Origin of the sequence: Nocardioides alkalitolerans, assembly GCA_038184435.1 — a bacterium.
Taxonomy (GTDB): Bacteria; Actinomycetota; Actinomycetes; order Propionibacteriales; family Nocardioidaceae; genus Nocardioides; species Nocardioides alkalitolerans_A.
This window is the reverse complement of the sequence record CP116227.1, coordinates 3,442,861-3,465,726: the sequence shown is the minus strand read 5'-3', so window position 1 is coordinate 3,465,726 and position 22,866 is coordinate 3,442,861. Positions and strand designations below refer to the sequence as shown.

At 71.1% G+C, this 22,866-nt stretch carries 22 protein-coding genes; 12 read left to right on the top strand and 10 right to left on the bottom strand.

Annotated elements, in window-relative coordinates; all coding sequences use genetic code 11:
* The first annotated feature begins 50 nt into the window (after window positions 1-50).
* The 4 genes from PIR53_16510 (at window position 51) to PIR53_16495 (ending at window position 3,328) form a co-directional block, all read left to right on the top strand.
* Complete coding sequence (locus tag PIR53_16510) at window positions 51-854, top strand: hypothetical protein (protein WZH51609.1); 804 nt, start codon at window positions 51-53, stop codon at window positions 852-854.
* A gap of 115 nt (window positions 855-969) precedes the next feature.
* Complete coding sequence (trxB, locus tag PIR53_16505; protein WZH51608.1) at window positions 970-2,016, top strand: thioredoxin-disulfide reductase; 1,047 nt, start codon at window positions 970-972, stop codon at window positions 2,014-2,016.
* A gap of 90 nt (window positions 2,017-2,106) precedes the next feature.
* Window positions 2,107-2,433 carry a thioredoxin gene (gene trxA, locus PIR53_16500; GenBank protein ID WZH51607.1) on the top strand — a complete coding sequence of 109 codons (327 nt, stop codon included), beginning with the start codon at window positions 2,107-2,109 and terminating at the stop codon, window positions 2,431-2,433.
* 121 nt (window positions 2,434-2,554) lie between these two features.
* Window positions 2,555-3,328: a lysophospholipid acyltransferase family protein gene (locus PIR53_16495; GenBank protein ID WZH51606.1), complete on the top strand. Its 774-nt coding sequence runs from the start codon at window positions 2,555-2,557 to the stop codon at window positions 3,326-3,328.
* A 1,082-nt stretch (window positions 3,329-4,410) separates the two neighbouring features.
* On the opposite strand, the gene PIR53_16490 is transcribed toward PIR53_16495, so the two are convergent.
* The 8 genes from PIR53_16490 to rpmH all read right to left on the bottom strand — a co-directional run bounded on the left by PIR53_16490 (window position 4,411) and on the right by rpmH (window position 9,645).
* Entirely contained in the window at window positions 4,411-5,469 is a 1,059-nt protein-coding gene (locus PIR53_16490) for a ParB/RepB/Spo0J family partition protein (protein ID WZH51605.1), read from the bottom strand.
* Window positions 5,469-6,443 (bottom strand): ParA family protein, encoded by a 975-nt coding sequence (locus tag PIR53_16485; protein ID WZH51604.1) that lies wholly within the window; start codon window positions 6,441-6,443, stop codon window positions 5,469-5,471. The genes PIR53_16490 and PIR53_16485 overlap by 1 nt, the downstream gene beginning before the upstream one ends.
* A gap of 175 nt (window positions 6,444-6,618) precedes the next feature.
* Window positions 6,619-7,266 (bottom strand): 16S rRNA (guanine(527)-N(7))-methyltransferase RsmG, encoded by a 648-nt coding sequence (gene rsmG, locus PIR53_16480; protein ID WZH51603.1) that lies wholly within the window; start codon window positions 7,264-7,266, stop codon window positions 6,619-6,621.
* Window positions 7,267-7,273: 7 nt separating this feature from the next.
* Window positions 7,274-7,804, bottom strand: coding sequence for a single-stranded DNA-binding protein (locus PIR53_16475; GenBank protein WZH54470.1), 531 nt, complete (start codon window positions 7,802-7,804; stop codon window positions 7,274-7,276).
* 28 nt (window positions 7,805-7,832) lie between these two features.
* A complete protein-coding gene (gene yidC, locus PIR53_16470; protein WZH51602.1) occupies window positions 7,833-8,885 on the bottom strand; it encodes a membrane protein insertase YidC in 1,053 nt (350 codons plus the stop codon).
* A gap of 18 nt (window positions 8,886-8,903) precedes the next feature.
* Window positions 8,904-9,137 (bottom strand): membrane protein insertion efficiency factor YidD, encoded by a 234-nt coding sequence (yidD, locus tag PIR53_16465; GenBank protein ID WZH51601.1) that lies wholly within the window; start codon window positions 9,135-9,137, stop codon window positions 8,904-8,906.
* A complete protein-coding gene (rnpA, locus tag PIR53_16460) occupies window positions 9,134-9,484 on the bottom strand; it encodes a ribonuclease P protein component (GenBank protein WZH51600.1) in 351 nt (116 codons plus the stop codon). The genes yidD and rnpA overlap by 4 nt, the downstream gene beginning before the upstream one ends.
* A 23-nt stretch (window positions 9,485-9,507) precedes the next feature.
* Window positions 9,508-9,645, bottom strand: coding sequence for a 50S ribosomal protein L34 (rpmH, locus tag PIR53_16455; protein ID WZH51599.1), 138 nt, complete (start codon window positions 9,643-9,645; stop codon window positions 9,508-9,510).
* 499 nt (window positions 9,646-10,144) lie between these two features.
* On the opposite strand from rpmH, the gene dnaA reads away from it, so the two are divergent.
* The 3 genes from dnaA (at window position 10,145) to gnd (ending at window position 14,195) form a co-directional block, all read left to right on the top strand.
* Complete coding sequence (dnaA, locus tag PIR53_16450; protein WZH51598.1) at window positions 10,145-11,575, top strand: chromosomal replication initiator protein DnaA; 1,431 nt, start codon at window positions 10,145-10,147, stop codon at window positions 11,573-11,575.
* Between the two features lie 430 nt (window positions 11,576-12,005).
* Window positions 12,006-13,142, top strand: a complete 1,137-nt coding sequence (dnaN, locus tag PIR53_16445; protein WZH51597.1) for a DNA polymerase III subunit beta — start codon at window positions 12,006-12,008, stop codon at window positions 13,140-13,142.
* A gap of 111 nt (window positions 13,143-13,253) precedes the next feature.
* The gene (gnd, locus tag PIR53_16440; GenBank protein WZH51596.1) at window positions 13,254-14,195 is read left to right on the top strand and encodes a decarboxylating 6-phosphogluconate dehydrogenase; all 942 of its coding nucleotides are present in this window, start codon (window positions 13,254-13,256) and stop codon (window positions 14,193-14,195) included.
* 39 nt (window positions 14,196-14,234) lie between these two features.
* Here gnd and PIR53_16435 read toward each other — a convergent pair whose 3' ends face one another.
* Window positions 14,235-14,645 carry a DUF2752 domain-containing protein gene (locus tag PIR53_16435; protein ID WZH51595.1) on the bottom strand — a complete coding sequence of 137 codons (411 nt, stop codon included), beginning with the start codon at window positions 14,643-14,645 and terminating at the stop codon, window positions 14,235-14,237.
* Window positions 14,646-14,662: 17 nt separating this feature from the next.
* A complete protein-coding gene (locus PIR53_16430; protein ID WZH51594.1) occupies window positions 14,663-15,067 on the bottom strand; it encodes an NINE protein in 405 nt (134 codons plus the stop codon).
* Between the two features lie 144 nt (window positions 15,068-15,211).
* Between PIR53_16430 and recF the strand changes: the two genes are divergently transcribed.
* From recF to PIR53_16405, 5 genes are all read left to right on the top strand, one after another.
* Window positions 15,212-16,369: a DNA replication/repair protein RecF gene (recF, locus tag PIR53_16425; protein ID WZH51593.1), complete on the top strand. Its 1,158-nt coding sequence runs from the start codon at window positions 15,212-15,214 to the stop codon at window positions 16,367-16,369.
* Window positions 16,359-16,985, top strand: coding sequence for a DciA family protein (locus tag PIR53_16420; protein ID WZH51592.1), 627 nt, complete (start codon window positions 16,359-16,361; stop codon window positions 16,983-16,985). Before recF ends, PIR53_16420 begins: the two co-directional genes overlap by 11 nt.
* A 395-nt stretch (window positions 16,986-17,380) precedes the next feature.
* Complete coding sequence (gene gyrB / locus PIR53_16415) at window positions 17,381-19,438, top strand: DNA topoisomerase (ATP-hydrolyzing) subunit B (protein ID WZH54469.1); 2,058 nt, start codon at window positions 17,381-17,383, stop codon at window positions 19,436-19,438.
* Window positions 19,439-19,520: 82 nt separating this feature from the next.
* Window positions 19,521-22,286: a DNA gyrase subunit A gene (gene gyrA / locus PIR53_16410; GenBank protein ID WZH51591.1), complete on the top strand. Its 2,766-nt coding sequence runs from the start codon at window positions 19,521-19,523 to the stop codon at window positions 22,284-22,286.
* On the top strand, window positions 22,286-22,816 hold the full coding sequence (locus tag PIR53_16405) for a DUF3566 domain-containing protein (protein ID WZH51590.1): 531 nt from the start codon (window positions 22,286-22,288) through the stop codon (window positions 22,814-22,816). The genes gyrA and PIR53_16405 overlap by 1 nt, the downstream gene beginning before the upstream one ends.
* Window positions 22,817-22,866: the final 50 nt, after the last annotated feature.

Genomic DNA, 22,866 nt, shown 5'->3' with positions numbered 1-22,866 from the left:
GACGCCCAGATCCCGATGACCCGATCCCGATGACCCGACGAGGAGGTGACATGCCCCCCGAGACGCCCGACGAGACCGGTCCCGACCCTGTCCTCGACCCGGCGACGGCGGCGGCCGTGCGTCGCCTCCTCGCCGAGGCGCGTCACGACGAGCCCGTCCCGCCCGCGGTGGCGGCGCGGCTCGACGCGACGCTGGCCGGCCTGCGGGCCGAGCGCACGTCGGCGGCCCCGTCGCCCATGCCTCCGCTGCCCCCACGCCCGGGTGGCGACGACGCCCCGATCGACCTCGCCGCCCGGCGCCGTCGGCGCCGCGGGTCGGTGCTCCTCGCCGCGGCGGCCGCCGTCGTGGTGGTCGGTGTCGGCGGGGTCGTCGTGCCGCAGCTCGGGGGCTCCGGCGACGACGCGACGTCGTTCGACTCCGGGGGCCAGTCCGAGAGCGACTCCGGGGCCGGTTCCGCTCCCCAGCCCGCCCCGGACGGCAACGCCGAGGAGGAGCCGTCCGACGAGGGCTCGCCCCTGCTGCCGGCGCAGACCCCCGAGGACCGCATCGTCGACGCGGCGGCCGCGCTCGCGACGTACGAGGGCCTCCTGCTCGCCGCCGACGGCCGCGGGCTGAGCAGCTCCTCGTTCGACGCCGACCTCGCCGCCCTCCTGACCTCCGTCGCCGCGGGTCCGGAGCCAGCCAGCCCCACCGCCTGCGACGGCGAGCCCGCGGACGGTGCCGTCGGCGTGGTCACCGAGCTCGACGGCGAGAACGTCGTCGTGGAGGTCACCCCGACCACCGGCGGCGCCGACGTACGGGTGCTCGGCTGCGACGGCGAGCCGCGGCAGGAGCGGCAGTACGGCGCGGAGTGACCCCCGCGCCGGTTCTCGCTGGGGCGTGGCTCGGGAATCTCCCTGCCCTACCATCGGTTGAGCACCGTGGAGGGCACGCCCCCGCAACCGCATCCATCCCAGGAGTCGCATTTCCATGACCGACCAGTCCACCTCGACCGCCAGCACCGCGTCCGAGCCGCGCAACGTCATCGTGATCGGCTCCGGTCCCTCGGGCTACACCGCGGCGGTCTACGCCGCGCGGGCCAACCTCAGCCCGCTCGTCTTCGAGGGCTCGGTGACCGCCGGTGGCGCGCTCATGAACACCACCGAGGTGGAGAACTTCCCGGGGTTCCGCGACGGCATCATGGGTCCCGCGCTGATGGACGAGATGCGTGCGCAGGCCGAACGCTTCGGTGCCGAGCTGATCCCGGACGACGTCGTCGAGGTCGACCTGACCGGCGACATCAAGGTCGTGCGCACCGAGACCGCGACGTACACGGCCCGCTCGGTCGTGCTCGCGATGGGCTCGGGCTACCGCAAGCTGGGCCTCGACAAGGAGGACCTGTTCTCCGGCAAGGGTGTCTCGTGGTGTGCGACGTGCGACGGGTTCTTCTTCCGCAACCAGGAGATCGCGGTCGTCGGCGGCGGTGACTCCGCCGTCGAGGAGGCCACGTTCCTCACCCGGTTCGCGTCGAAGGTCTACCTGATCCACCGCCGTGACGAGCTCCGCGCCTCCGCGATCATGGCGGAGCGCGCGATGGCCGACCCGAAGCTCGAGATCGTCTGGAACTCCGAGGTCGCCGAGATCAACGGCAGCGACAAGCTGGAGAGCGTGACCCTGCGCGACACCGTCACGGGCGACACCCGCCCGCTCGCGGTCACCGGCCTGTTCGTCGCGATCGGTCACGACCCGCGCTCGGAGCTGCTGGGCGGCCAGGTCGACCTGGACGACGAGGGCTACGTGCTCGTTCAGCACCCGTCGACCGCGACCAACGTGCCCGGCGTCTTCGCCGCGGGTGACCTGGTGGACCACCACTACCGGCAGGCGATCACGGCGGCCGGCACCGGCTGCGCCGCCGCCCTCGACGCGGAGCGCTACATCGCGGACCTCGACCACACCGCGGCCACGGCGCAGCAGGCGCAGGACGCCGTCGCGGCCGAGGCGGCCGTGTCCGAGGTCGTGCAGACCGCGGGTCTCTGACCGCTCGGCTCGCGCAACGGGCCGGGAAGTTTCCGACCCGGCCCGACGTTCCACCCCCAGACGTTCCGATGACGAGAGAGAGGTACCACCGTGGCTGACATCGCCGCCGTGACCGACGCCGAGTTCGAGGCGCAGGTCCTGAAGTCCGAGAAGCCCGTCCTGGTCGACTTCTGGGCCGAGTGGTGCGGTCCGTGCCGCCAGGTCTCGCCGATCCTCGACGAGATCGCGAAGGAGCACGGCGACAAGATCACGTTCGTGAAGATGAACGTGGACGAGAACCCGGTGACCCCCTCCACGTACCGCGTCACGGGCATCCCGACCCTCAACGTCTACCAGGGCGGCGAGGTCGTGAAGACGATCGTCGGCGCCAAGCCGAAGGCCGCGCTCCTGCGCGAGCTGGGCGACTTCATCGCCTGATCCGTTGCGCCCCCGGACGGGGCCGGCACCCTCTGCGGGGGCCGGCCCCGTTCGCATTTCCGCGCGCTAGGGTGTGGCGTCCGTCGTCCGTCGTCCGTTCCAAGCAGCCCGGGAGTCCGCCGTGATCGACCTGACCTACCCCGTCGTCATCGCCACCGCGAAGACCGCGTTTCGCGTGCTGGGGCAGAACTTCCAGATGACCGGCACGGAGCGCGTCCCGCGCACCGGTGGCGTCATGCTGGCGGTCAACCACGTCGGTTACGTCGACTACATCTACGGCGGCCTCGCCGCCAACCCCTCCGGCCGGTACGTGCGGTTCATGGCGAAGAAGGAGATCTTCGACAACCCCGTGGGCGGGCCGGTCATGCGCTCGTTCCACCACATCGAGGTGGACCGGGGCGACGGTGCCGGTTCCGCCGACGTGGCGGTCGACTACCTGCGTCGCGGGGAGGCCGTCGGCATCTTCCCCGAGGCGACGATCTCTCGCTCGTTCGAGATCAAGGAGATCAAGACCGGCGCCGTGCGCATCGCGGCCGCCGCCGGTGTCCCGCTGCTGCCCGTCGTCGTCTTCGGCACCCAGCGCATCTGGACCAAGGACCACCCGCGCGACTTCTCGCGTGGCACCACCATCGGGATCCACGTGGGCGAGGCCCTGCACCCGAGCGGTGACGACCCCGTCGGTGAGACGGCCGAGCTGCGCGCGTCGCTGTGCGGGCTGCTGGACAAGGCCGTCGACCTCTACCCGGCCGACGAGAAGAAGCCCGGCTCGTGGTGGATCCCCGCACGGTTCGGCGGCTCGGCGCCCACGCCTGAGGAGGCTGCGCGCCTCGACGCCGAGGAGAAGCGGGCCCGGGCTGCGAAGCGCGCGGCCAAGCGGGCTGGCGCCAAGAAGTAGGTTTGTCGACAAAGCAACTTGTCGCTTTGTCGTTTTGTCGTACGGGACCCGTTGAGCCGTGCGTGTCGACGACAGATTGGTCGGCGTCCTGGCCGTGGCGGGCGTGGGATTGACGGACGTCGCGGGCGTCACGGGCGCGGGCCCGCCGGACCTCACCCCACCGGCGCTCCGTTCAGCCTGGGCCCGTGCGGCGCCACGCGCCGGCCGAACTGCGTCGAGATCGGCTGGCACCGTGGAGAGCGCCGAACTGTTCGGCGACGGCTGAAGTCCGGGCGACGCGTGGGTGCCAACCGCACAGTCCTTGCTTGCTGCGCCCGCCAGGCCCCACGTCGCTGCACCAGCCGCCTTCGGACGCGCCCTACCTTGCACCACCGCTGGCGACGTTCTGTGCCGCGGTACACGGCGGGGAGCTCAGCGGCCCTGGCGCGCACCGGTACGCCGGCGTGGGTGCCGTCCTCGGCGCGCTGTCGCCGCGCGCCGCCGCGTGGAGCTCACAGCTCGGCCTCGACGCCCGGACCGGCTGAACAGGCGGCCACCCCTGTCGGTGCTGGGCGGTCGCGGAGGTGTGCGGCTACGACAGGTCGCGCATCGACAGAGGCACCCCAGCCGCACACTTCTGCATCGATGCTGGTCCATCGTGTCGCGGTCGCTGTACGTCCGGGCGTCCTGCACCACCTCCGGCGATCCCACCCCGGCCGCCACGGATGAGCGAGGAGGCGGCGCAGAGCGAGAGACGCGCCGCATCGACGCAGGACGCCGAGCTCACGCCTTCTGTCGGCCCCCGTCAGGCAGCGGCCCCACAGCCCGCTCTCCGTCGGTCGCACCAGGCCGGCATCACGCCCCACCGTCGCCGGCCCTTGTCAGCGGCTGTCGTTTCACGTGAAACGTGCTGCTTCACCGGTAGCGGGCAAGCGAGCTCGGCGTAGCGACCTCCCAGCGCCCAAAGCCCCGGCCCCGGCCCCGGCCCCGGCAGGGTCGAACTGATCAGGGGCCGACGGACCCGGCCCACACACCAAGAGCGACATCGGGACGACCGCACGAGGCTCGAGCAGTACGCCGGAAGACAAGCACATCCAGACTCGTCAGATGACGCGGTCGGTGCGATTCCGCGGGTCCATGATGTCGACGATGCGCTGCAGGTCTTCAAGCGTCGCGAACTCGACAGTGATGCGGCCCTTGGACTTGCCGACGTCGACCTTGACCCGGGTCTCGAAGCGGTCCGAAAGACGGGCTGCGAACTCGCTGGTGGCCGGGTCCGTGCGCTTCAGGGGGCGGCGTCGCGGCAGAGCATCGTCCGTGGCGTCACCGAGCGCCACGATCTCCTCCAGGGCACGCACACTGATGCCCTCCGCCACCACGCGGGCCGCGAGACGGTCCTGGGCGTCGCTGTCGGGCACCGCGAGCAGGGAACGGGCGTGGCCCGCCGAAAGCACGCCCGCCGCTACCCGACGCTGCACGGCAGGGCTCAGGCGCAGCAGGCGGAGCGTGTTGCTGATCTGCGGCCGCGAACGTCCGATGCGCTGTGCCAGCTCCTCGTGGGTGCAGGCGAAGTCCTCGAGGAGCTGCTGGTAGGCCGCGGCCTCCTCGAGCGGGTTGAGCTGCGAGCGGTGGAGGTTCTCGAGCAGAGCGTCACGGAGCATGTCCGTGTCGTCGGTCTGCCGCACGATCGCCGGAATGACATCGAGGCCGGCCTCCTGCGTCGCCCTCCACCGACGCTCGCCCATGATGAGCTCGTAGGTCCCGGGGCCCGACTCACGTACCACCACGGGCTGTAGCAGCCCGATCTCGCGGATGGAGTGGACGAGCTCGGCCATGGCGTCCTCGTCGAAGACCTGCCGGGGCTGGCGTGCGTTCGGTGCGATCGCACCGACCGGCAGCTCCGCGAAGTAGGCACCGGCGACAGGCGCCAGTCCGTCTCCGACCTCGCCGCCGCCAGCAACGCTCGCTCCTCCCCGCGCCGTTTCACGTGAAACAGAGGCCGACGCCGGCGCGGAAGAGGACCCGGCTTCGCCACGAACCGACCACACCGACGTGTCGGAGCCCGCCGCCCCGGTGTCGTCAGATGCCGGCGGAGCTGTCGGGATGAGCGAGCCCAGTCCGCGGCCGAGGCCGGGCTTCGGCTTGCGCTGCGGCTTGCTCATCAGCGCACCGCCCGCTGGGTGATCTCGCGAGCCGCCTCGAGGTACGCCATCGCACCGGGGGAGCCCGGGTCGTACGTCATGACCGTCTGCGCATACGACGGCGCCTCGCTCACCCGCACCGACCTCGGGATCATGGTCTTCAGCACCTGGTCACCGAAGTGCGAGCGGACTTCCTCCGCCACGCCGGCAGCAAGACGTGTGCGGCCGTCGTACATCGTCACCAGGATCGTGGAGATGCTGAGCACGGGGTTCAGGTGCTTCTTCACCATCTCCACCGTCTCGAGCAGCTGCCCGAGGCCCTCGAGCGCGTAGTACTCCGCCTGGATCGGGATGAGCATCTCGTGCGCAGCAACAAGCGCATTGAGCGTCAGCAGTCCCAGGGACGGCGGGCAGTCCACCAGCACGTAGTCGTACCGCTCCTCGCCGGCCTCGACGCCCCCGACGCGCGGGTGCGCCGAGATGGCCTTGTTCAACCGGTTCTCACGAGCCACGACGCTGACCAGCTCGATCTCAGCGCCCGCCAGGTCGATCGTCGCGGGGACGACATCGAGACCCTCGACCTCGGGGCAGGGCTGCGCCACGTCCGTGAGGGGCGCGCCCTCCACCAGGAGGTCGTACGTCGAGGGGGTGCCTCGGTGGTGCTCGATGTTGAGAGCCGTGGAGGCATTGCCCTGCGGGTCGAGGTCCACGATGAGGACCCGCTGACCAAGCTGCGCCAGCGCAGCCCCCAGGTTCACCGTGGAGGTCGTCTTGCCGACGCCGCCCTTCTGGTTCGCCACCACCATGACGCGGGTCCGCGCGGGACGGGGCATCGCCATGCGGCGCGCGCCGTCACGCACCAGGAGCGACGCCTCGACCGCCCGCGCGAGGGGTGTCGTGGTGTCGTCGCTCGGCGGCGTGGTCTCCGCGAGGTCGGCCGCCGTGCGGGGGCGGTACGGCGCCGCAGCACCCTCCGCCGTTTCACGTGAAACCACGTTGTCGACCTTTCGTCACTGCCTGTGGAAGAACTGCATCAATCTGTGGAGAACGCGTGCTAAGCCCGCTCAACCACGCGGATCTGACCTGTGCACAAAGCCGCCGCGGCCACGACGTTGCAAGACCCGAGGAGGCGTGCAGAAAGGACCGAACCAGCGGCCCAACCTATCCGGGTCACTTCGTCCGCACCACTCGAACCAGCGTGGTCTGTGGAGAAACAACATCCGCACCGACGGTCACAACCTCAGCATCGCCCGAGGACCACCGTCGCAGCGCCTTCCGCGCCTCGACGATCTCGTCGGAAGCCCGCTCGCCCTTCATCGCCAGCATCTGGCCGCCAACGGCGACGAGAGGCATGCACCACCGCGCCAACTTGTCGAGGGCGGCCACGGCACGCGAGGTGACGACGTCGAAGCCGTCGCCGGCGGATGCGTCTTCGGCGCGAGCACGCACCACCGTGACGTTCTCCAGGCCGAGCTCCGCGGCGACCTCGTCGAGGTACGTCGCGCGCCGAAGCAAGGGCTCGATCAGTGTCAGCCGAAGGTCGGGGCGACGGATGGCCATCACGATCCCGGGCAGCCCCGCGCCCGAACCGACGTCCGCGACCGATACCCCCTCCGCCACCGCATCCGTGACCACGGCACAGTTCAAGAGGTGTCGCTCCCAGAGCCGCGGCACCTCACGGGGGCCGATCAGCCCGCGCTCGACACCCGCCGTCGCGAGCGAGCGGGCATACGCCTCGGCGAGCGGCAACCGCTCAGGCGAGAACACCCCCCGCGCCGACGCGGGCACGAGGGGTGTTTCACGTGAAACGTCGTCCATCAGTTCCTCACGCGGGCAGCACGACCACGTGGCGACGCGACTCCGCACCCTCCGACTCGGAGGTCAGGCCGGCGGCCGCAACGGCGTCGTGGACGACCTTGCGCTCGAACGGGGACATCGGCTTGAGCGACACCCGCTCACCCGACGCCTTCACCTCCTCGATCGCTTCGGCGGCCACCTTCTCCAGCTGCGAGCGCCGGTCCGCGCGGTAGCCGGCGACGTCGAGCATCAGGCGCGACCGCTCGCCGGTCTCGCGGTACACCGCCAGGCGCGTCAGCTCCTGGAGAGCCTCGAGCACCTCGCCCCGGTTGCCGACGAGCTGGTCCAGGTCACCACCGACGATGGACACCGCGGCGCGGTCGCCCTCGACATCCATGTCGATGTCGCCGTCCAGGTCGGCAATGTCGAGAAGCTCCTCGAGGTAGTCCGCCGCGATGTCACCCTCGCGCTCCAGCCGGGCCACCCGGTCGTCGCCGGATCCCGCGGGCGTGCCCTCGCTCGTTGCCACCTGGTCGGTCGTCTCCGCCACGTCAGACATCTCGTTCACCGATCTCCTCCGAGCGCTCTCAGCGCTTCTTCTTGGACTTGGTGGGGACGCTCTTCGCGCCGTTCGACGGCCGCGAACCGCCGCCCTGCTGCTTCGAGCGCTGCGCCTTGGTCTGCCGCTGGGGCTGCACCCGCGGACGGGGCGCCTCCGGCGCGTCCTCGACGACGGTCGCGCCGCCCGCGCCCTTGTCGAGCGAGACGTCGCCGCTGGAGATGCCCTTGCGCTTCGCCTTCTCCGCGTCGCGCTCCGCCTTCGCCTTGGCGGCCGGGGTGCCCGGCGCCGGGTTGCGGCGGATCACGTAGAACTGCTGGCTCATGGTCCACAGGTTCGACGTCGTCCAGTACATGAGGACGCCGATCGGGAATGCCACACCACCGACCGCGAAGACGACCGGGAGCACGTAGAGGAGCATCTTCTGCTGCTGCGCGTAGGGCCCCGTCAGAGCCTCCGGCGGCATGTTCTTGGCCATCAGCTGACGCTGCGTGAGGAACGTCGTCGCCGTCATCGCGACCACGAGGACCGCCGCGAGGATCATGACGGCCGTGCCGTCACCGCTCAGGAACGTGCCCGAGATCGGGATGCCCTCGTTGGTGCCGGCGTCGCCGAAGAGGCGCGACTGGCCGAACTGGTCGGCCAGGTCCTCGGTCAGGAAGCCGTGCGCCGTGCCCTTCTTCGCCGCCTGGTCGATCATGCGGAACAGGGCGAAGAAGATCGGCATCTGCAGCAGGATCGGCAGGCAGGAGGCGAACGGGTTGGTGCCCGCCTCCTTGTAGAGCTTCATCGTCTCCTGGGCGAGACGCTCCCGGTCGTGCTTGTACTTCTTCTGCAGCTCGCGCACCTGGGGCTGCAGCAGCGCCATGTTGCGGCTCGACTTGATCTGCTTGACGAACAGCGGGATCAGGGCCGCACGGATGACGAGGGTCAGACCCACGATGGACAGCAGCCAGGAGAGGCCGCCGTTGGGGTCGAGGAAGAGCGAGAACAGCTTGTGCCACGCCAGCATGACCGCGGACACCACGTAGTAGAGCGGCGTCATGATCAGACCGCCGATGGTGCCGAAGAATTCGAACACGGGGAATGCTCCTCGTTATCAGTGACGTGACGCCGGCCGGCGCTCGGGAACCGGGTCGTAACCCCCGGCAGCCCACGGATGACAGCGTGACAGGCGCCGGACCGCGAGCCAGGACCCGCGCACGCTGCCGTGCTGGGTCACCGCCTCGAGCGCGTACGCCGAGCACGACGGGTGGTAGCGGCACACCTGGCCGTACAGCGGGCTGATGAGCAGCCGGTACAGCTTGAGGAAGCCGATCAGCACGTACTTCATGCGCGTTCCCGGGGGCGGGCGACGCGCTGCAGTCCCCGCTCCAGGTCGGCCATCAGGTCCCCCGAGCTCGCGTCTGCCGCGGCCGGGAGCGCTCGCACCACCAGGAGACCGCTGCGGGGGGTCGCCCCGCGGCGTACCAGTGCGTCGACGTCGTGGCGCAGCCGACGCTTCACCCGGTTGCGCACCACGGCGTTCCCGACTGCCTTGCTGACGACGAAACCGACGCGGAGGGAATCCTCCGCGTCGGCCCAGTGACACACCAACGTGCGGGAGCCCGCACGGCGCCCAGAACGCACCGCCGTGGCGAAGTCGTGCCCACGACGCATGCGCTGGTCGCGCGCGAGCACGACGCCGTCTCCGCGGGGGAGACTCAGACGGTCAGGCTCTTGCGGCCCTTGCGGCGGCGCGCGGTGATGATCGCGCGGCCGGCGCGGGTGCGCATCCGCAGGCGGAAGCCGTGCACCTTGTGACGACGGCGGTTGTTCGGCTGGAACGTGCGCTTGCTCACGAGACTCTCCGGGGGTCAGCTGGATTCGACGATGTCCATCACCGGGACGGGGGTCTCAGCCATCGGCTGGCACCGCCCGCCCACGGCTCGGGTCACGTCGACCCCTCCGTGGACATGCGGCACCGGTCGAGACAGCCCCGGCGACCTAGGAACGGTACGCGCTGGGGAGGAAGGGGGTCAAACCCTCACAGGCTGTGGACAAACTACAACGATGTTCTTCTGTCCACAGGCCTCTCCACCGCTGTGGAAAGCCGTAGGGTGACGGAGGTCGCCGAGAGCAGGGCCCCGCAACACCGGGCACGACTCCGCGACACCGTCCGCTGACCAGCGGCGACGGCCGTGACGGCGGCCGCGGACCACCGCGGCGCGCCGGGCCTGACCCCTCCCCACCGTTCTGCACAGCCTGTGGAGAAGACTGTGGAAATTGGTCGGGGATGCGGCAGGATCGACCCCGACCCCGAGCCCGACCGGCGCTCGGCAGTGATCGGGAGGAGCCCTGATGGAGAACGGAGCGGCCGAGCTCGCGAAGGCGTGGCGATCGGTCCTCGCGGACCTCCAGGTGCACCAGCGGGCGTGGCTGCGCGCCAGCCAGCCGGTCACGCTCCACGAGACGACCGCGATCATCGCGGTCCCGAACGAGTTCACGCGCGCCCAGCTCGAGGGGCGCCTCCGCTCCCAGCTCGAGGGCGGCCTGAGCGACGCGTTCGGCCACGACGTGCGCATCGCCGTCACGATCGATCCGAGCCTCCCCGTCGACCTGGCCCCCGAGGACGAGGACGCCCCGGCCGCCGCGACCGCCGGCGCCGAGACCTTCGCCGGTCCGTCGAGCGCCGAGCCCGAGCCGCCCGCCGTGGACGCGACCCGCACCAGCTCCGCGTCCTCCGGCGCGGAGACGCGGCTCAACCCCAAGTACACGTTCGAGACGTTCGTCATCGGCTCGTCCAACCGCTTCCCGCACGCGGCGGCCGTCGCCGTCGCCGAGGCGCCCGGCAAGGCGTACAACCCGCTGATGGTCTACGGCGACTCCGGCCTCGGGAAGACCCACCTGCTGCACGCGATCGGTCACTACGTGCGCAGCCTGTACGCCGGGGCGAAGGTCCGCTACGTCTCCTCGGAGGAGTTCACCAACGAGTTCATCAACGCGGTCCGCGACGACCGGCTCGACCGGTTCAAGCGGAAGTACCGCGACGTCGACGTGCTCCTCATCGACGACATCCAGTTCCTGGAGGGGAAGACCCAGACGCAGGAGGAGTTCTTCCACACCTTCAACACGCTCCACAACGCCAACAAGCAGATCGTCCTCACCTCCGACCGCGCTCCCAAGCGGCTCGAGGCGCTCGAGGACCGGCTGCGCAGCCGGTTCGAGTGGGGCCTCATCACGGACGTGCAGGCACCCGACCTCGAGACCCGCATCGCGATCCTCCGCAAGAAGGCCGCGATGGACCGGCTCACGGCACCGCCGGACGTCCTCGAGTTCATCGCCTCGAAGATCCAGACCAACATCCGCGAGCTCGAGGGTGCGCTCATCCGCGTCACGGCGTTCGCCAACCTCAACCGCCAGGGCGTCGACCTCTCCCTCGCCGAGATCGTGCTCAAGGACCTCATCCCGGAGGGCGGCGAGCCCGAGATCACCCCGGCCGCGATCATCGCGCAGACCGCGGCGTACTTCGGGGTGCCCATCGACGAGCTGACCGGTCCGAGCCGCGGCCGCCACCTCGTGCAGGGCCGTCAGATCGCCATGTACCTGTGCCGCGAGCTCACCGACCTGTCGCTGCCGAAGATCGGCCAGCAGTTCGGCAACCGCGACCACACGACGGTCATGTACGCCAACAACAAGATCAACCAGCTGCTCGCCGAGCGACGCTCCGTCTACAACCAGGTCAGCGAGCTCACCAACCGCATCAAGATGCACGCCCGCCAGGGCGGCTGAGCACCCGTCCCCACGAACGGCTCGCGGGGGCGAATGACATCGCTGTCAGATGTGGAGCGACCTGTCCACGAACCCCCTGTGTCATTCACACCCCCTGTGGACACCTGGGGAGCGCACGCGGACGACCGGATCGCGTCCACAACGACCGTGTGATTCACCCCGACCGTCGTCCACCGCTCGTCCACACCCCTCCGACCGGGCTCACCTGGGCGGACGACGTCTGTCCACAGAGTCCACAACCGCTATGACTTCTCCTGGTAACCCCACGAGGACCGATGACCGCGAACGTCGTCCACGGCCCCGACCTGGGGATGAATGACACGATCCGCCCCACCCGGTGCGGTCCGTTGCCCGCGCATGGCAGGATGCGATTCCCACCCGTGTGCCGCCCGTGGCGGCTGATCGGACACCGCATCCAGGAGGACCTCCAGTGAAGTTCCGCGTCGAACGCGACGTCCTCGCCGACGCCGTCGCCTGGGCTGCGCGCAGCCTTCCGGTGCGGCCGAGCGTCCCCGTCCTGTCCGGCCTGCTCATCAGGGCGGCCGAGGACGGCCTCGTGCTGTCGACGTTCGACTACGAGACCTCCGCCCGCGCCACGCTGTCGGCCGACGTCATCGACGAGGGCACCGTGCTCGTCAGCGGCCGTCTGCTGGCCGACATCACCCGCAGCCTCCCGAGCAAGCCGGTCGAGATGACCCTCGACGGCGCGCGCGTGTCGCTCGTCTGCGGCTCGGCCCGCTTCACGCTCCAGACGCTCCCGGTGGAGGAGTACCCCTCGCTCCCCGAGATGCCGACCGCCACCGGCACGGTCCGCAGCGACGTGTTCGCCCACGCCGTCGCCCAGGCCGTCACGGCCGCGGGCCGCGACGACATGCTCCCGGTGCTCACCGGCGTGCGGCTCGAGATCGAGGGCTCGACGATCTCGCTGCTCGCCACCGACCGCTTCCGCCTCTCCCAGCGCGAGCTCGAGTGGGACCCCCGCAGCCCCGACGAGTCCTTCGCGGCCCTCGTGCCCGCGAAGGTCCTCGCCGAGACGGCCAAGTCGCTGACGGCCGGCACGGAGGTCACGATCGCGCTCGCCGCGAGCGGCTCGGGCGAGGGCATCATCGGCTTCGAGGGCGCGGCCAACGGCGGCGTGCGCCGCACGACCACCCGCCTCCTCGACGGCGAGTTCCCCAAGGTCCGCAGCCTGTTCCCGACCGAGCACCAGACGGTCGCGACGCTCAGCAAGGCGGCGCTCGTCGAGTCGGTGAAGCGCGTCTCCCTCGTCGCCGAGCGCAACACGGCGGTGCAGCTCGCCTTCGCCGACGGCGTGCTGACCCTCGACGCCGGTTCCGGTGACGAGGCGCAGGCCTCGGAGTCCGTCGAGGCGGACGTCACGGGCGGCGACATCGTGACGGGCTTCAACCCCCAGTTCCTGCTCGACGGCCTCGGCGCCATCGACCAGCCGACGGTGCAGCTCGCGTTCACGCAGGCGACGAAGCCCGTCGTCATGAGCGGGATCGTCGACGACGGCACCGACCCCGGCTTCCGCTACCTGCTGATGCCGCGTCGCCTCCTGTCCTGAGCGCCCCCGCTCCCGTCGTACGGCGCTGGAGCGGGCGCGTAACGTCGGCAGCGCGAGCCGGTCGGATCGGCCGGCCTCATCGGACCAGCGTGTGAATCGAGGGAGTGCGTCATGGAGATCGGCCTGATCGGGCTCGGCAAGATGGGCGGCAACATGCGCGAGCGCATCCGCCGCGCGGGCCACACGGTGGTGGGGTACGACCGCAACCCGGACCTCGCCGACGTCGACAGCCTGGAGGCGCTCGTCGAGGCGCTGCCCTCGCCGCGCGTCGTGTGGGTGATGGTGCCGGCCGGTGGGCCGACCCACGACACCATCACCGCCCTCGGTGAGCTGCTGGGCGAGGGCGACCTCGTCGTCGACGGCGGCAACTCGCGCTGGACCGACGACCAGGCCCACGCCGAGCAGCTCGGCGCGAAGGGCATCGGCTTCGTCGACTGCGGCGTCTCCGGAGGTGTGTGGGGCCTGGAGAACGGCTACGCGCTGATGTACGGCGGCTCGGCCGACGACGTCGCCAAGGTGCAGCCGGTCTTCGACGCGCTCAAGCCGGAGGGCGAGTTCGGCTCCGTCCACGCGGGCAAGGTGGGCGCCGGCCACTTCTCGAAGATGGTCCACAACGGCATCGAGTACGCGATCATGCAGTCGTACGCCGAGGGCTGGGAGCTCCTCGAGAAGGTCGACATGGTCGACAACGTCACCGAGGTCTTCCGCTCGTGGCGCGAGGGCACCGTCATCCGCTCGTGGCTGCTCGACCTCCTCGTCGCGGCGCTCGACGAGGACGAGAACCTGAGCAGCATCCGGGGCTACGCCGACGACTCCGGCGAGGGCCGCTGGACCGTCGAGGCCGGCATCGAGAACGCCGTGGCGACGCCGGCGATCACCGCCGCGCTCTACGCCCGCTTCGTCTCCCGCCAGGACGACTCGCCCGCGATGAAGGCGATCGCGGCCATGCGCAACCAGTTCGGCGGCCACGCGGTGCACACCGCGGCGCCCGCCGGCGGCGACGCGCCCGAGTCGGGCGAGTCGTCGGGCGAGGCGCACCCCGCCCAGCGCTGATCCGTCGGGCTGGCGCTCGCCGGCGCCCCTGGGGGTTCCTCAGAGCGCGAGCGCCAGCCGCACGGCGGAGAACGCCAGCCAGGCGGCGATCACGATCTTCGTGACCGGGTGCCCGACGATCCGGTCGATCGACGGGGGCGGGTCGCGGCGCACGCGGCGGGTGACCGCGACGACGGCCAGCACGAGCACGGCGAAGAGCAGCGGCAGGCCGAACGGGTGCGACGCGAACGAGTCCCCCCACTGGCCGTGCACCCCGTAGACCCAGGAGCGGGTCAGGCCGCAGCCGGGGCAGGGCAGCCCGGTGAGCAGGCGGAAGGGGCAGATGATCGGCCCGTCCTCGATGCCCGCGGGATCCATGGCGACCGCGACGCCCAACGCGACGACCCCGCCGGCCGCGATCCACTCGGTGGACGCGACCCGCGGGGTCGTGGTGGTCGGTGCGGTGCTCACGCACCCATCATGACGGGTCAGGGCAGCGGACGGCCCTGCGAGTCGGGCAGCTTGCGCATCGCGATGAGCACCAGGTCGATGAGCGACCAGATGCCGCAGCCGCCGCAGGTCAGCAGCTTGGCGATGCCGAGGCCGTTCTGGCCGAGGTAGAAACGGTCGACGCCGAGGCCGCCGAGGAACAGCGACAGCAGCAGCGTGGTCAGCCACTCCTTGTCGGAGAACAGGCCGGGGATCTGCTTCGCCGGGAAGATGTTGGGGTTGTCCGTCGACCGCACCGGGGTGTCGCCCTTCAGCTGGCCGGCGGTGGCCATCTGGCGGAGCTGGTTGACGTCGAGGGGGCCCTGCTCCTGGCCCATGATGGAGATGAAGTAGAGGCCGCCGCCGGAGGGGGCGCCGTACGCGGGGGGCTGCTGGTAGCTCATGGCGAGCAGCCTAGGCCCCGGAGGGCGTGCTCAAACCCGTTCGGGCACACGCGTCTGCGGCGGCCGCGCCACACCCGACGCCGCGCCGACCGCCTAGGCTCGAGGTCCATCGTCCACCCCCGTCCAAGCGAGGCCGTCCCGCTCGTGCACGTCTCCCACCTCTCGCTCCACGACTTCCGGTCCTACGCGACCCTCGAGCTCCCGCTCGAGCCCGGCGTGACCGCGTTCGTGGGCCGCAACGGCCAGGGCAAGACGAACCTGGTGGAGGCCGTCGACTACCTGTCGCGCCTCTCGTCCCACCGGGTCGCCTCCGACGCCCCGCTGGTGCGGCACGGCGCGGAGCGCGCCGTCGTGCGCGCCGCGGTGGTGCGCGACGGGCGCACGGCGACGCTCGAGGTGGAGATCAACCCGGGCAAGGCGAACCGCGCGCGGGTCAACCGGTCGGCGCTCCCCCGGGCCCGGGAGCTCGTCGGCCTGGTGCGCACCGTGGTGTTCGCCCCCGACGACCTGGCGCTCGTCAAGGGCGACCCGACCGATCGCCGCCGGATGCTGGACGACCTCCTCGTGCTGCGTGCCCCGCGCTTCGCGGGGGTGAAGGCCGACTACGAGCGGATCCTCCGCCAGCGCAACACCCTGCTGAAGACCGCGGGGTCGGCGCGGCGCAGCGCGGCCGAGGGCGCGCTGGCGACCCTGGACGCCTGGGACGCGCACCTCGTCAGCGTCGGGGCCGAGCTCCTCGCCGCCCGCCTCGCGCTCGTCCACGACCTGCGGCCCTACCTCGCGAAGGCCTACGCGGCGGTCGCCCGCGGGGTGGGCCGGGACGCGGCGGACGCCGAGTACCGCAGCTCCGTCGAGCTGCCCACGCCCGCCGCCGGACCGACCCCCGTGGCCGCCGAGCTCGTCGAGCCGTTCCGGATCGGCCTCGAGGAGCGCCGCAAGGACGAGCTGGACCGTGGCCACACGCTCGTCGGCCCCCACCGCGACGACCTCGACTGCTCGCTCGCCTCCGCGACGACCCGGCTGCCGGTCAAGGGCTACGCCTCGCACGGCGAGTCCTGGTCGTTCTCGTTGGCGCTGCGGCTCGCGTCGTACGACCTCCTCCGTGACGACGGCGACGACCCCATCCTCGTGCTGGACGACGTCTTCGCCGAGCTGGACGCGGGTCGCCGCGACCAGCTGGCCGGGCTCGTGGCCGGCGCCGAGCAGGTGCTCGTCACGGCGGCGGTCGCCGACGACGTGCCGCCGGCGCTCGCCGGCGCGCGCTTCCACGTCACCGAGGGCGAGGTGCGGCGTGACGCCTGAGACCCCCGAGCAGCCGTACGACGCGGAGCAGCCCGACGCCGTCGACGAGGTGGCCGCGGGCACGGAGCCGGACGAGCCGCACGACGCCTCGGGCCTCGACCTGGCCCGGGCCGCGGCGCGTGCGGCGGCGGCCGCGGGCGGTCCGGTCGCGACACCACGCAAGGCCAAGCGGCGGTCCGGCGACTCCGGCGGGTTCGCCGACACCGCGCGTCGGGGCGGGCGTCGCGGGGAGACGACGCTGTCCGGGCCCGGTCCGGACCGGCGGGATCCGCGGACGGTGGAGGCCGACGTACGCCGCCTGGTCGCCCAGCGCGGCTGGGACGCGGACCTGCGGGTCCACGCTGTGTTCGCCCGGTGGGCCGAGATCGTCGGCGACGAGATCGGGGAGCACTGCCGGCCGGAGTCGTACGTCGACGGGCGCCTCGTCGTGCGCACCGACGCCACGGCGTGGGCGACCCAGCTGCGCCTCCTCGCGCCGTCGCTGGTGAAGCGGCTCAACGACGAGCTCGGGCACGGGAGCGTGGCGGCGATCGAGGTGAGGGGGCCGCAGGCGCCGTCCTGGTCGAAGGGCCGGCGGAGCGTGCGCGGTCGGGGTCCGCGCGACACCTACGGCTGACCTCCGTCCGGGTCGCCGGATTCGCCGGGAGACGTATCGAGGCCCCGGAGGACGTAGGGGGACCCAGCGACCACCCTCCTCGCCCGTCTCGGAGGCCCTCCCCGGACTCCTATCGGCATTTCTCAGGGCAGATTCATCCCCATCCTGGCCGCCCGGTGCGTGTCTACGGCCCTCAGCGGCGCTAGAATCGATCCTGGAGTGGCCGCCGCGACCGGCGGCCACGCGCGCGTCCGTGGGAAGTGACCGGAGGCGCCCGGGTCGAGAGAAGAGGAGTCGCCTTGAGCGACGAGCAGGTCGAGCAGCCGCAGGAGCCCCAGGAGCCGCAGTCGCAGGACGAGGCGCTGGAGGAGGCCGCCGCGCAGCAGCCCCCGGCCGAGAAGGTCTCCTCCTCCCTGGTGGAGGAGGGGGCCTACGACGCCTCCGCCATCCAGGTGCTCGAGGGCCTCGAGGCGGTCCGCAAGCGCCCGGGCATGTACATCGGGTCGACCGGTGAGCGCGGCCTGCACCACCTCATCTGGGAGATCGTGGACAACGCGGTCGACGAGGCCCTCGCGGGATACTGCGACACCATCAAGGTGACGCTCAACGCCGACGGCTCGGTCAGCGTCTCCGACAACGGCCGCGGCATCCCGACCGACACGGCACCGGGCCAGGACCTCCCGGCGGCGACGCTCGCGCTCACCGTGCTCCACGCGGGCGGCAAGTTCGGCGGCGGCGGCTACAAGGTGTCGGGCGGTCTGCACGGCGTCGGCTCGTCGGTGGTCAACGCGCTGTCCTCGTCGCTGCGCCTCGAGATCAAAAACCGGGGCCACGTCTGGGAGCAGGAGTTCTCGGCCGGTGTGCCGGACTACCCGCTGCGCCAGGTGCGGCCGCTGGAGGAGGGTGAGGCGACGGGCACGACCGTCACCTGGTTCGCCTCCCCCGACGTGTTCGAGACGACGGAGTACCGGCTCGAGACGATCACCACCCGCTTCCGGGAGACCGCGTTCCTCAACAAGGGCCTGCGCATCGAGCTGCGCGACGCCCGCCCCCAGGCCGACGAGCTGGCCGAGGCGGTCGCGGGCGGCACGGGCGCCGAGGACGACCTCGCGGAGACGAGCGCGGCCGACCTGCACGTGGCCGAGGTCGACGGGGTGAAGGCGCTGGAGCAGGTGTTCCAGTACGACCGCGGCCTGGCCGACTACGTCGACTTCCTCAACCGGCGGAAGACCCCCGTCAGCCCGATCATCGCCGCCGAGGCGGAGACCGGGGACGACGCGCCCAACCCGATGAGCCTCGAGCTCGCGATGCAGTGGCAGGTCTCGTCGTACAACGAGTCCGTCCACACGTTCGCCAACACGATCAACACCCCCGAGGGCGGCACGCACGAGGAGGGCTTCCGGGCGGCGCTCACCACGCTGGTCAACCGCTGGGGCGCCGAGTGGGGCCTCATCAAGAAGCCGGAGGACCGGCTCACGGGTGACGACATCCGCGAGGGCCTGACCGCCATCATCAGCCTCAAGATCTCCAACCCGCAGTTCGAGGGCCAGACGAAGGCCAAGCTCGGCAACACCGAGGCCAAGGGCTTCGTGCAGTCGGTCGTCAACGACCAGCTCGGGGCCTGGCTGGAGCAGAACCCGGCGCAGGGCAAGGACATCGTCCGCAAGGCCATGGCGGCGGCGTCCGCCCGCGTCGCGGCCCGCAAGGCCCGCGACCTGGCCCGCAACCGCAAGGGCCTGCTGGGCGGCGGCGGTCTCCCGGGCAAGCTGCGTGACTGCAGCTCGCGCAACCCCGAGGAGTGCGAGGTCTTCATCGTCGAGGGCGACTCCGCCGGCGGCTCGGCCGTCATGGGCCGGGAGAACCGCATCCAGGCGATCCTCCCGATCCGCGGCAAGATCCTCAACGTCGAGAAGGCGCGCATCGACAAGGTCCTGGCCAACCAGGAGGTCCAGGCGATCATCTCGGCGCTCGGCACGGGCGTGAACGACGAGTTCGACCCGGCCAAGCTGCGCTACCACAAGATCGTGCTGATGGCCGACGCCGACGTCGACGGCCACCACATCAACACGCTGCTGCTGACGCTGCTGTTCCGGTTCATGCGGCCGCTGATCGAGGGTGGGTACGTCTACCTGGCGCAGCCGCCGCTCTACCGGATCAAGTGGAACAAGCCCCACGAGCACGAGTACGTCTACTCCGACGCCGAGCGCGACGCCGTGCTGCGCGACGGCCAGGCCAGCGGCAAGAAGCTGCCCAAGGAGTCGGCCATCCAGCGCTACAAGGGTCTCGGCGAGATGAACGCCGACGAGCTGTGGGAGACGACGCTCGACCCCGACAACCGGGTGCTGCTGCAGGTGACGCTGGAGGACGCGGCCCAGGCGGACGAGATCTTCTCGATCCTCATGGGCGAGGACGTCGAGCAGCGCCGCTCGTTCATCCAGCGCAACGCCAAGGACGTCCGCTTCCTCGACATCTAGGCCCTGGTCGGCGTGACCGGCCCGCATCGGGCCGCGCCGCACCAGTCCTGGACATCGCCAGCAACACGGAGAGAGAGCAATCGTGACCGAGATCCCCACGGACCTGACCGGTGGCCCCGAGGGCCCCGACGGGTCCGACCCGCGGGTGCGGCCCATCGACCTGCAGGAGTCGATGAAGCGGTCCTACATCGACTACGCGATGGCGGTCATCGTCGGGCGCGCGCTGCCCGACGTGCGCGACGGCCTCAAGCCGGTGCACCGCCGCGTGCTCTACGCGATGTACGACGGGGGCTACCGTCCCGACCGCGGCTTCAACAAGTGCGCGCGCGTCGTCGGTGACGTCATGGGTAACTACCACCCCCACGGCGACTCGGCGATCTACGACACCCTCGTGCGCCTCGCGCAGCCGTGGGTCATGCGCAACCCGCTCGTCAACGGCCAGGGCAACTTCGGCTCGCCGGGCAACGACCCCGCGGCCGCGATGCGGTACACGGAGTGCCGGATGGCGCCGCTCGCCATGGAGATGGTGCGCGGCATCGACGAGGACACCGTCGACATGGTGCCGAACTACGACGGCAAGACGATGGAGCCCTCCATCCTCCCGTCGCGGTTCCCCAACCTGCTGGTCAACGGCTCGGCCGGCATCGCGGTCGGCATGGCGACCAACATCCCGCCCCACAACCTCCGCGAGGTGGCCGAGGGCGCGAAGTGGGCGCTCGACCACCCCGACGCGACCCGCGAGGAGCTGCTCGACGCGCTCCTCGACCGGATCAAGGGCCCCGACTTCCCCAACGGCGCGCTCATCGTCGGCAAGGAGGGCATCGAGCAGGCCTACCGCACGGGCCGCGGCTCGATCACCCAGCGGGCGATCATCGAGGTCGACGAGGACAAGTCGGGCCGCACCGTGCTGGTCATCACCGACCTGCCCTACATGGTGAACCCCGACAACCTGCTCATGAAGATGGCCGAGCTGGCCGACGCCGGCAAGGTCCAGGGCATCGCGGACGTCCGCAACGAGACGTCGTCCCGCGTGGGCCAGCGCATCGTCGTCGTGCTGAAGCGCGATGCCGTGGCGCGGGTGGTCCTCAACAACCTGCTCAAGCACACCGAGCTGCAGACCAACTTCAGCGCCAACATGCTGGCGCTCGTCGACGGCGTGCCCCGCACGCTGAGCCTCGACGCGTTCATCTCGAACTGGGTGGCCCACCAGATCGAGGTCATCCAGCGGCGTACGCGGTATCGCCTCCGCAAGGCGGAGGAGGACGCGCACCTGCAGCGTGGTCTCGTCAAGGCGCTCGACGCGCTCGACGAGGTCATCGCCCTCATCCGGCGCTCCCCCGACGTGGCGGAGGCGCGGCAGGGGCTCATCGAGCTGCTCGACGTCGACGAGATCCAGGCCGACCACATCCTCGCGATGCAGCTGCGCCAGCTGGCCGCGCTGCAGCGCCAGCGGATCATCGACCGCCTGGCCGAGCTCGAGCGGATCATCGCCGAGCTCGAGGCGATCCTCGCGAGCGAGCTGCGGCAGCGCGAGATCATCGCCGAGGAGGTCGCGGCGCTGGTGGAGAAGTACGGCGACGACCGCCGCACGCAGATCATCGCGGCCGCCGGCGACATGTCGATGGAGGACCTGATCCCCGACGAGGACCAGGTCGTCACGATCACGCGCGGCGGGTACGCCAAGCGCACGCGGGCGGACCAGTACCGGCTGCAGAAGCGCGGCGGCAAGGGCGTGCGCGGCGCGTCCCTGCGGGGCGACGACGTCGTGGAGCACTTCATCGCGACGACGAGCCACCACTGGCTGCTGTTCTTCACGACGGCCGGTCGGGTCTACCGCACGAAGGTCTACAACCTGCCCGAGGCGAGCCGCGACGCGAAGGGCGGCCACGTGGCCGGACTCCTGAGCTTCCAGCCCGACGAGGAGATCGCCCAGGTGCTGGCGATCCGCGACTACGACCAGGCGCCGTACCTCGTGCTGGCCACGCGGAACGGGCTTGTGAAGAAGACGCGGCTCGGCGACTACAACTCCCCGCGGCAGGCCGGCGTCATCGCGATCAACTTCCGCGAGGACGACGACGAGCTCATCGGCGCCGAGCTGGTGGACGACCGTGACGAGATCCTGCTCGTGTCCCGCAAGGGCCAGGCGATCCGCTTCCCGGCCGACGACAGCCAGCTGCGGCCGATGGGGCGCGCGACGTCGGGCGTGACGGGCATGAAGTTCCGTGAGGGCGACCAGACGCTGTCGATGTCGGTCATCCGCTCCTCGCAGGTCGAGGCGGAGGAGGCCGCGGCCGCTGCCGCGGAGGCCGCCGGCGAGTCGACCGAGCCGGGGGCGCTGCCGGGCGTGAAGGAGCAGTACGTCTTCACGATCACCGACGGCGGCTTCGCGAAGCGCACGCGCATCAGCGAGTACCGCACGCAGTCCCGTGGCGGCCTCGGCATCAAGGCGATGGCGCTGGCCAACGAGGACCGCGGCGGCCTCGTCGGCGCGTTCATCGTGGAGGAGGGCGACGAGGTCCTCTCGATCACCCAGACCGGCCAGGTCGTGCGCAGCCCCATCAACGACGACTTCCGCGTGACGGGCCGCTCGACGATGGGCGTGAAGTTCGTGACGCCGAAGTCGGGCGACGCCGTGGCCGTGGTCGCGCGGTCGGTCGAGGCCCGCGCCGAGGAGGTCCTCGAGGAGAGCGGCATCGAGGCGCCGGAGGCCGGCGAGCCGGTCACCGACGACCCGGTGGAGAGCGCCGCGACGGCGGAGCCGGTGGCCGACGGGGCGGCGGATGCAACAATCGCTACCAGCGAGGGCACCGACGAGCCCGACGTGGACGCAACTGAAGGCGAGGCGTGATGACCGACGACTCCCGCACCGGGACGGCCGTGCGGCCGAACCCGGTCGGCCCGGGTGCTGGCGCTGCCGGCTCCGGCTCCGGCCAGGGCGCAGGCTCGACCGCAACCTCGACCGGCGGCTCGACGGCTGCCGGCACGGCTGCGGCGGCGCGGCAGAAGCGGCGCGTTCGCCGGGCGCGGCTGCGCCTGACCCACATCGACCCGTGGTCGGTGATGAAGACGGCGTTCCTGCTGTCGATCGCGTTCGCGATCGTCACGGTCGTCTCCGTCTTCATCGTCTGGACCGTCCTCGACGCCGCCGGTGTGTGGGACTCCATCAACTCGACGATCGCCGACGTGGTGGGCTCCGACGCGGACAGCTTCGACATCGAGGGCTACGTGGGCATGTCCCGCGTCATGGGCCTGACGCTGCTCATCGCGGCCGTCGACGTCGTGCTCATCACCGCCATGGCGACCCTCGGCGCGTTCCTCTACAACCTCGCGGCGGCGCTGCTCGGCGGCATCGACGTGACCCTCGCCGAGGAGCGCTGAGCAGCGAGTTCACCCGGTTTTGGCGGTGCCGTGGGGCTCTAGTAGTGTTC

Bases quoted from the DNA above. Each gene is read 5' to 3' on its own strand.
- PIR53_16510 (WZH51609.1), top strand. From the start codon at position 51: ATGCCCCCCGAGACGCCCGACGAGACCGGTCCCGACCCTGTCCTCGAC.
- trxB (WZH51608.1), top strand. From the start codon at position 970: ATGACCGACCAGTCCACCTCGACCGCCAGCACCGCGTCCGAGCCGCGC.
- PIR53_16490 (WZH51605.1), bottom strand. From the start codon at position 5,469: ATGAGCAAGCCGCAGCGCAAGCCGAAGCCCGGCCTCGGCCGCGGACTG.
- rsmG (WZH51603.1), bottom strand. From the start codon at position 7,266: ATGGACGACGTTTCACGTGAAACACCCCTCGTGCCCGCGTCGGCGCGG.
- PIR53_16475 (WZH54470.1), bottom strand. From the start codon at position 7,804: ATGTCTGACGTGGCGGAGACGACCGACCAGGTGGCAACGAGCGAGGGC.
- yidD (WZH51601.1), bottom strand. From the start codon at position 9,137: ATGAAGTACGTGCTGATCGGCTTCCTCAAGCTGTACCGGCTGCTCATC.
- dnaA (WZH51598.1), top strand. From the start codon at position 10,145: ATGGAGAACGGAGCGGCCGAGCTCGCGAAGGCGTGGCGATCGGTCCTC.
- gnd (WZH51596.1), top strand. From the start codon at position 13,254: ATGGAGATCGGCCTGATCGGGCTCGGCAAGATGGGCGGCAACATGCGC.
- PIR53_16430 (WZH51594.1), bottom strand. From the start codon at position 15,067: ATGAGCTACCAGCAGCCCCCCGCGTACGGCGCCCCCTCCGGCGGCGGC.
- PIR53_16405 (WZH51590.1), top strand. From the start codon at position 22,286: ATGACCGACGACTCCCGCACCGGGACGGCCGTGCGGCCGAACCCGGTC.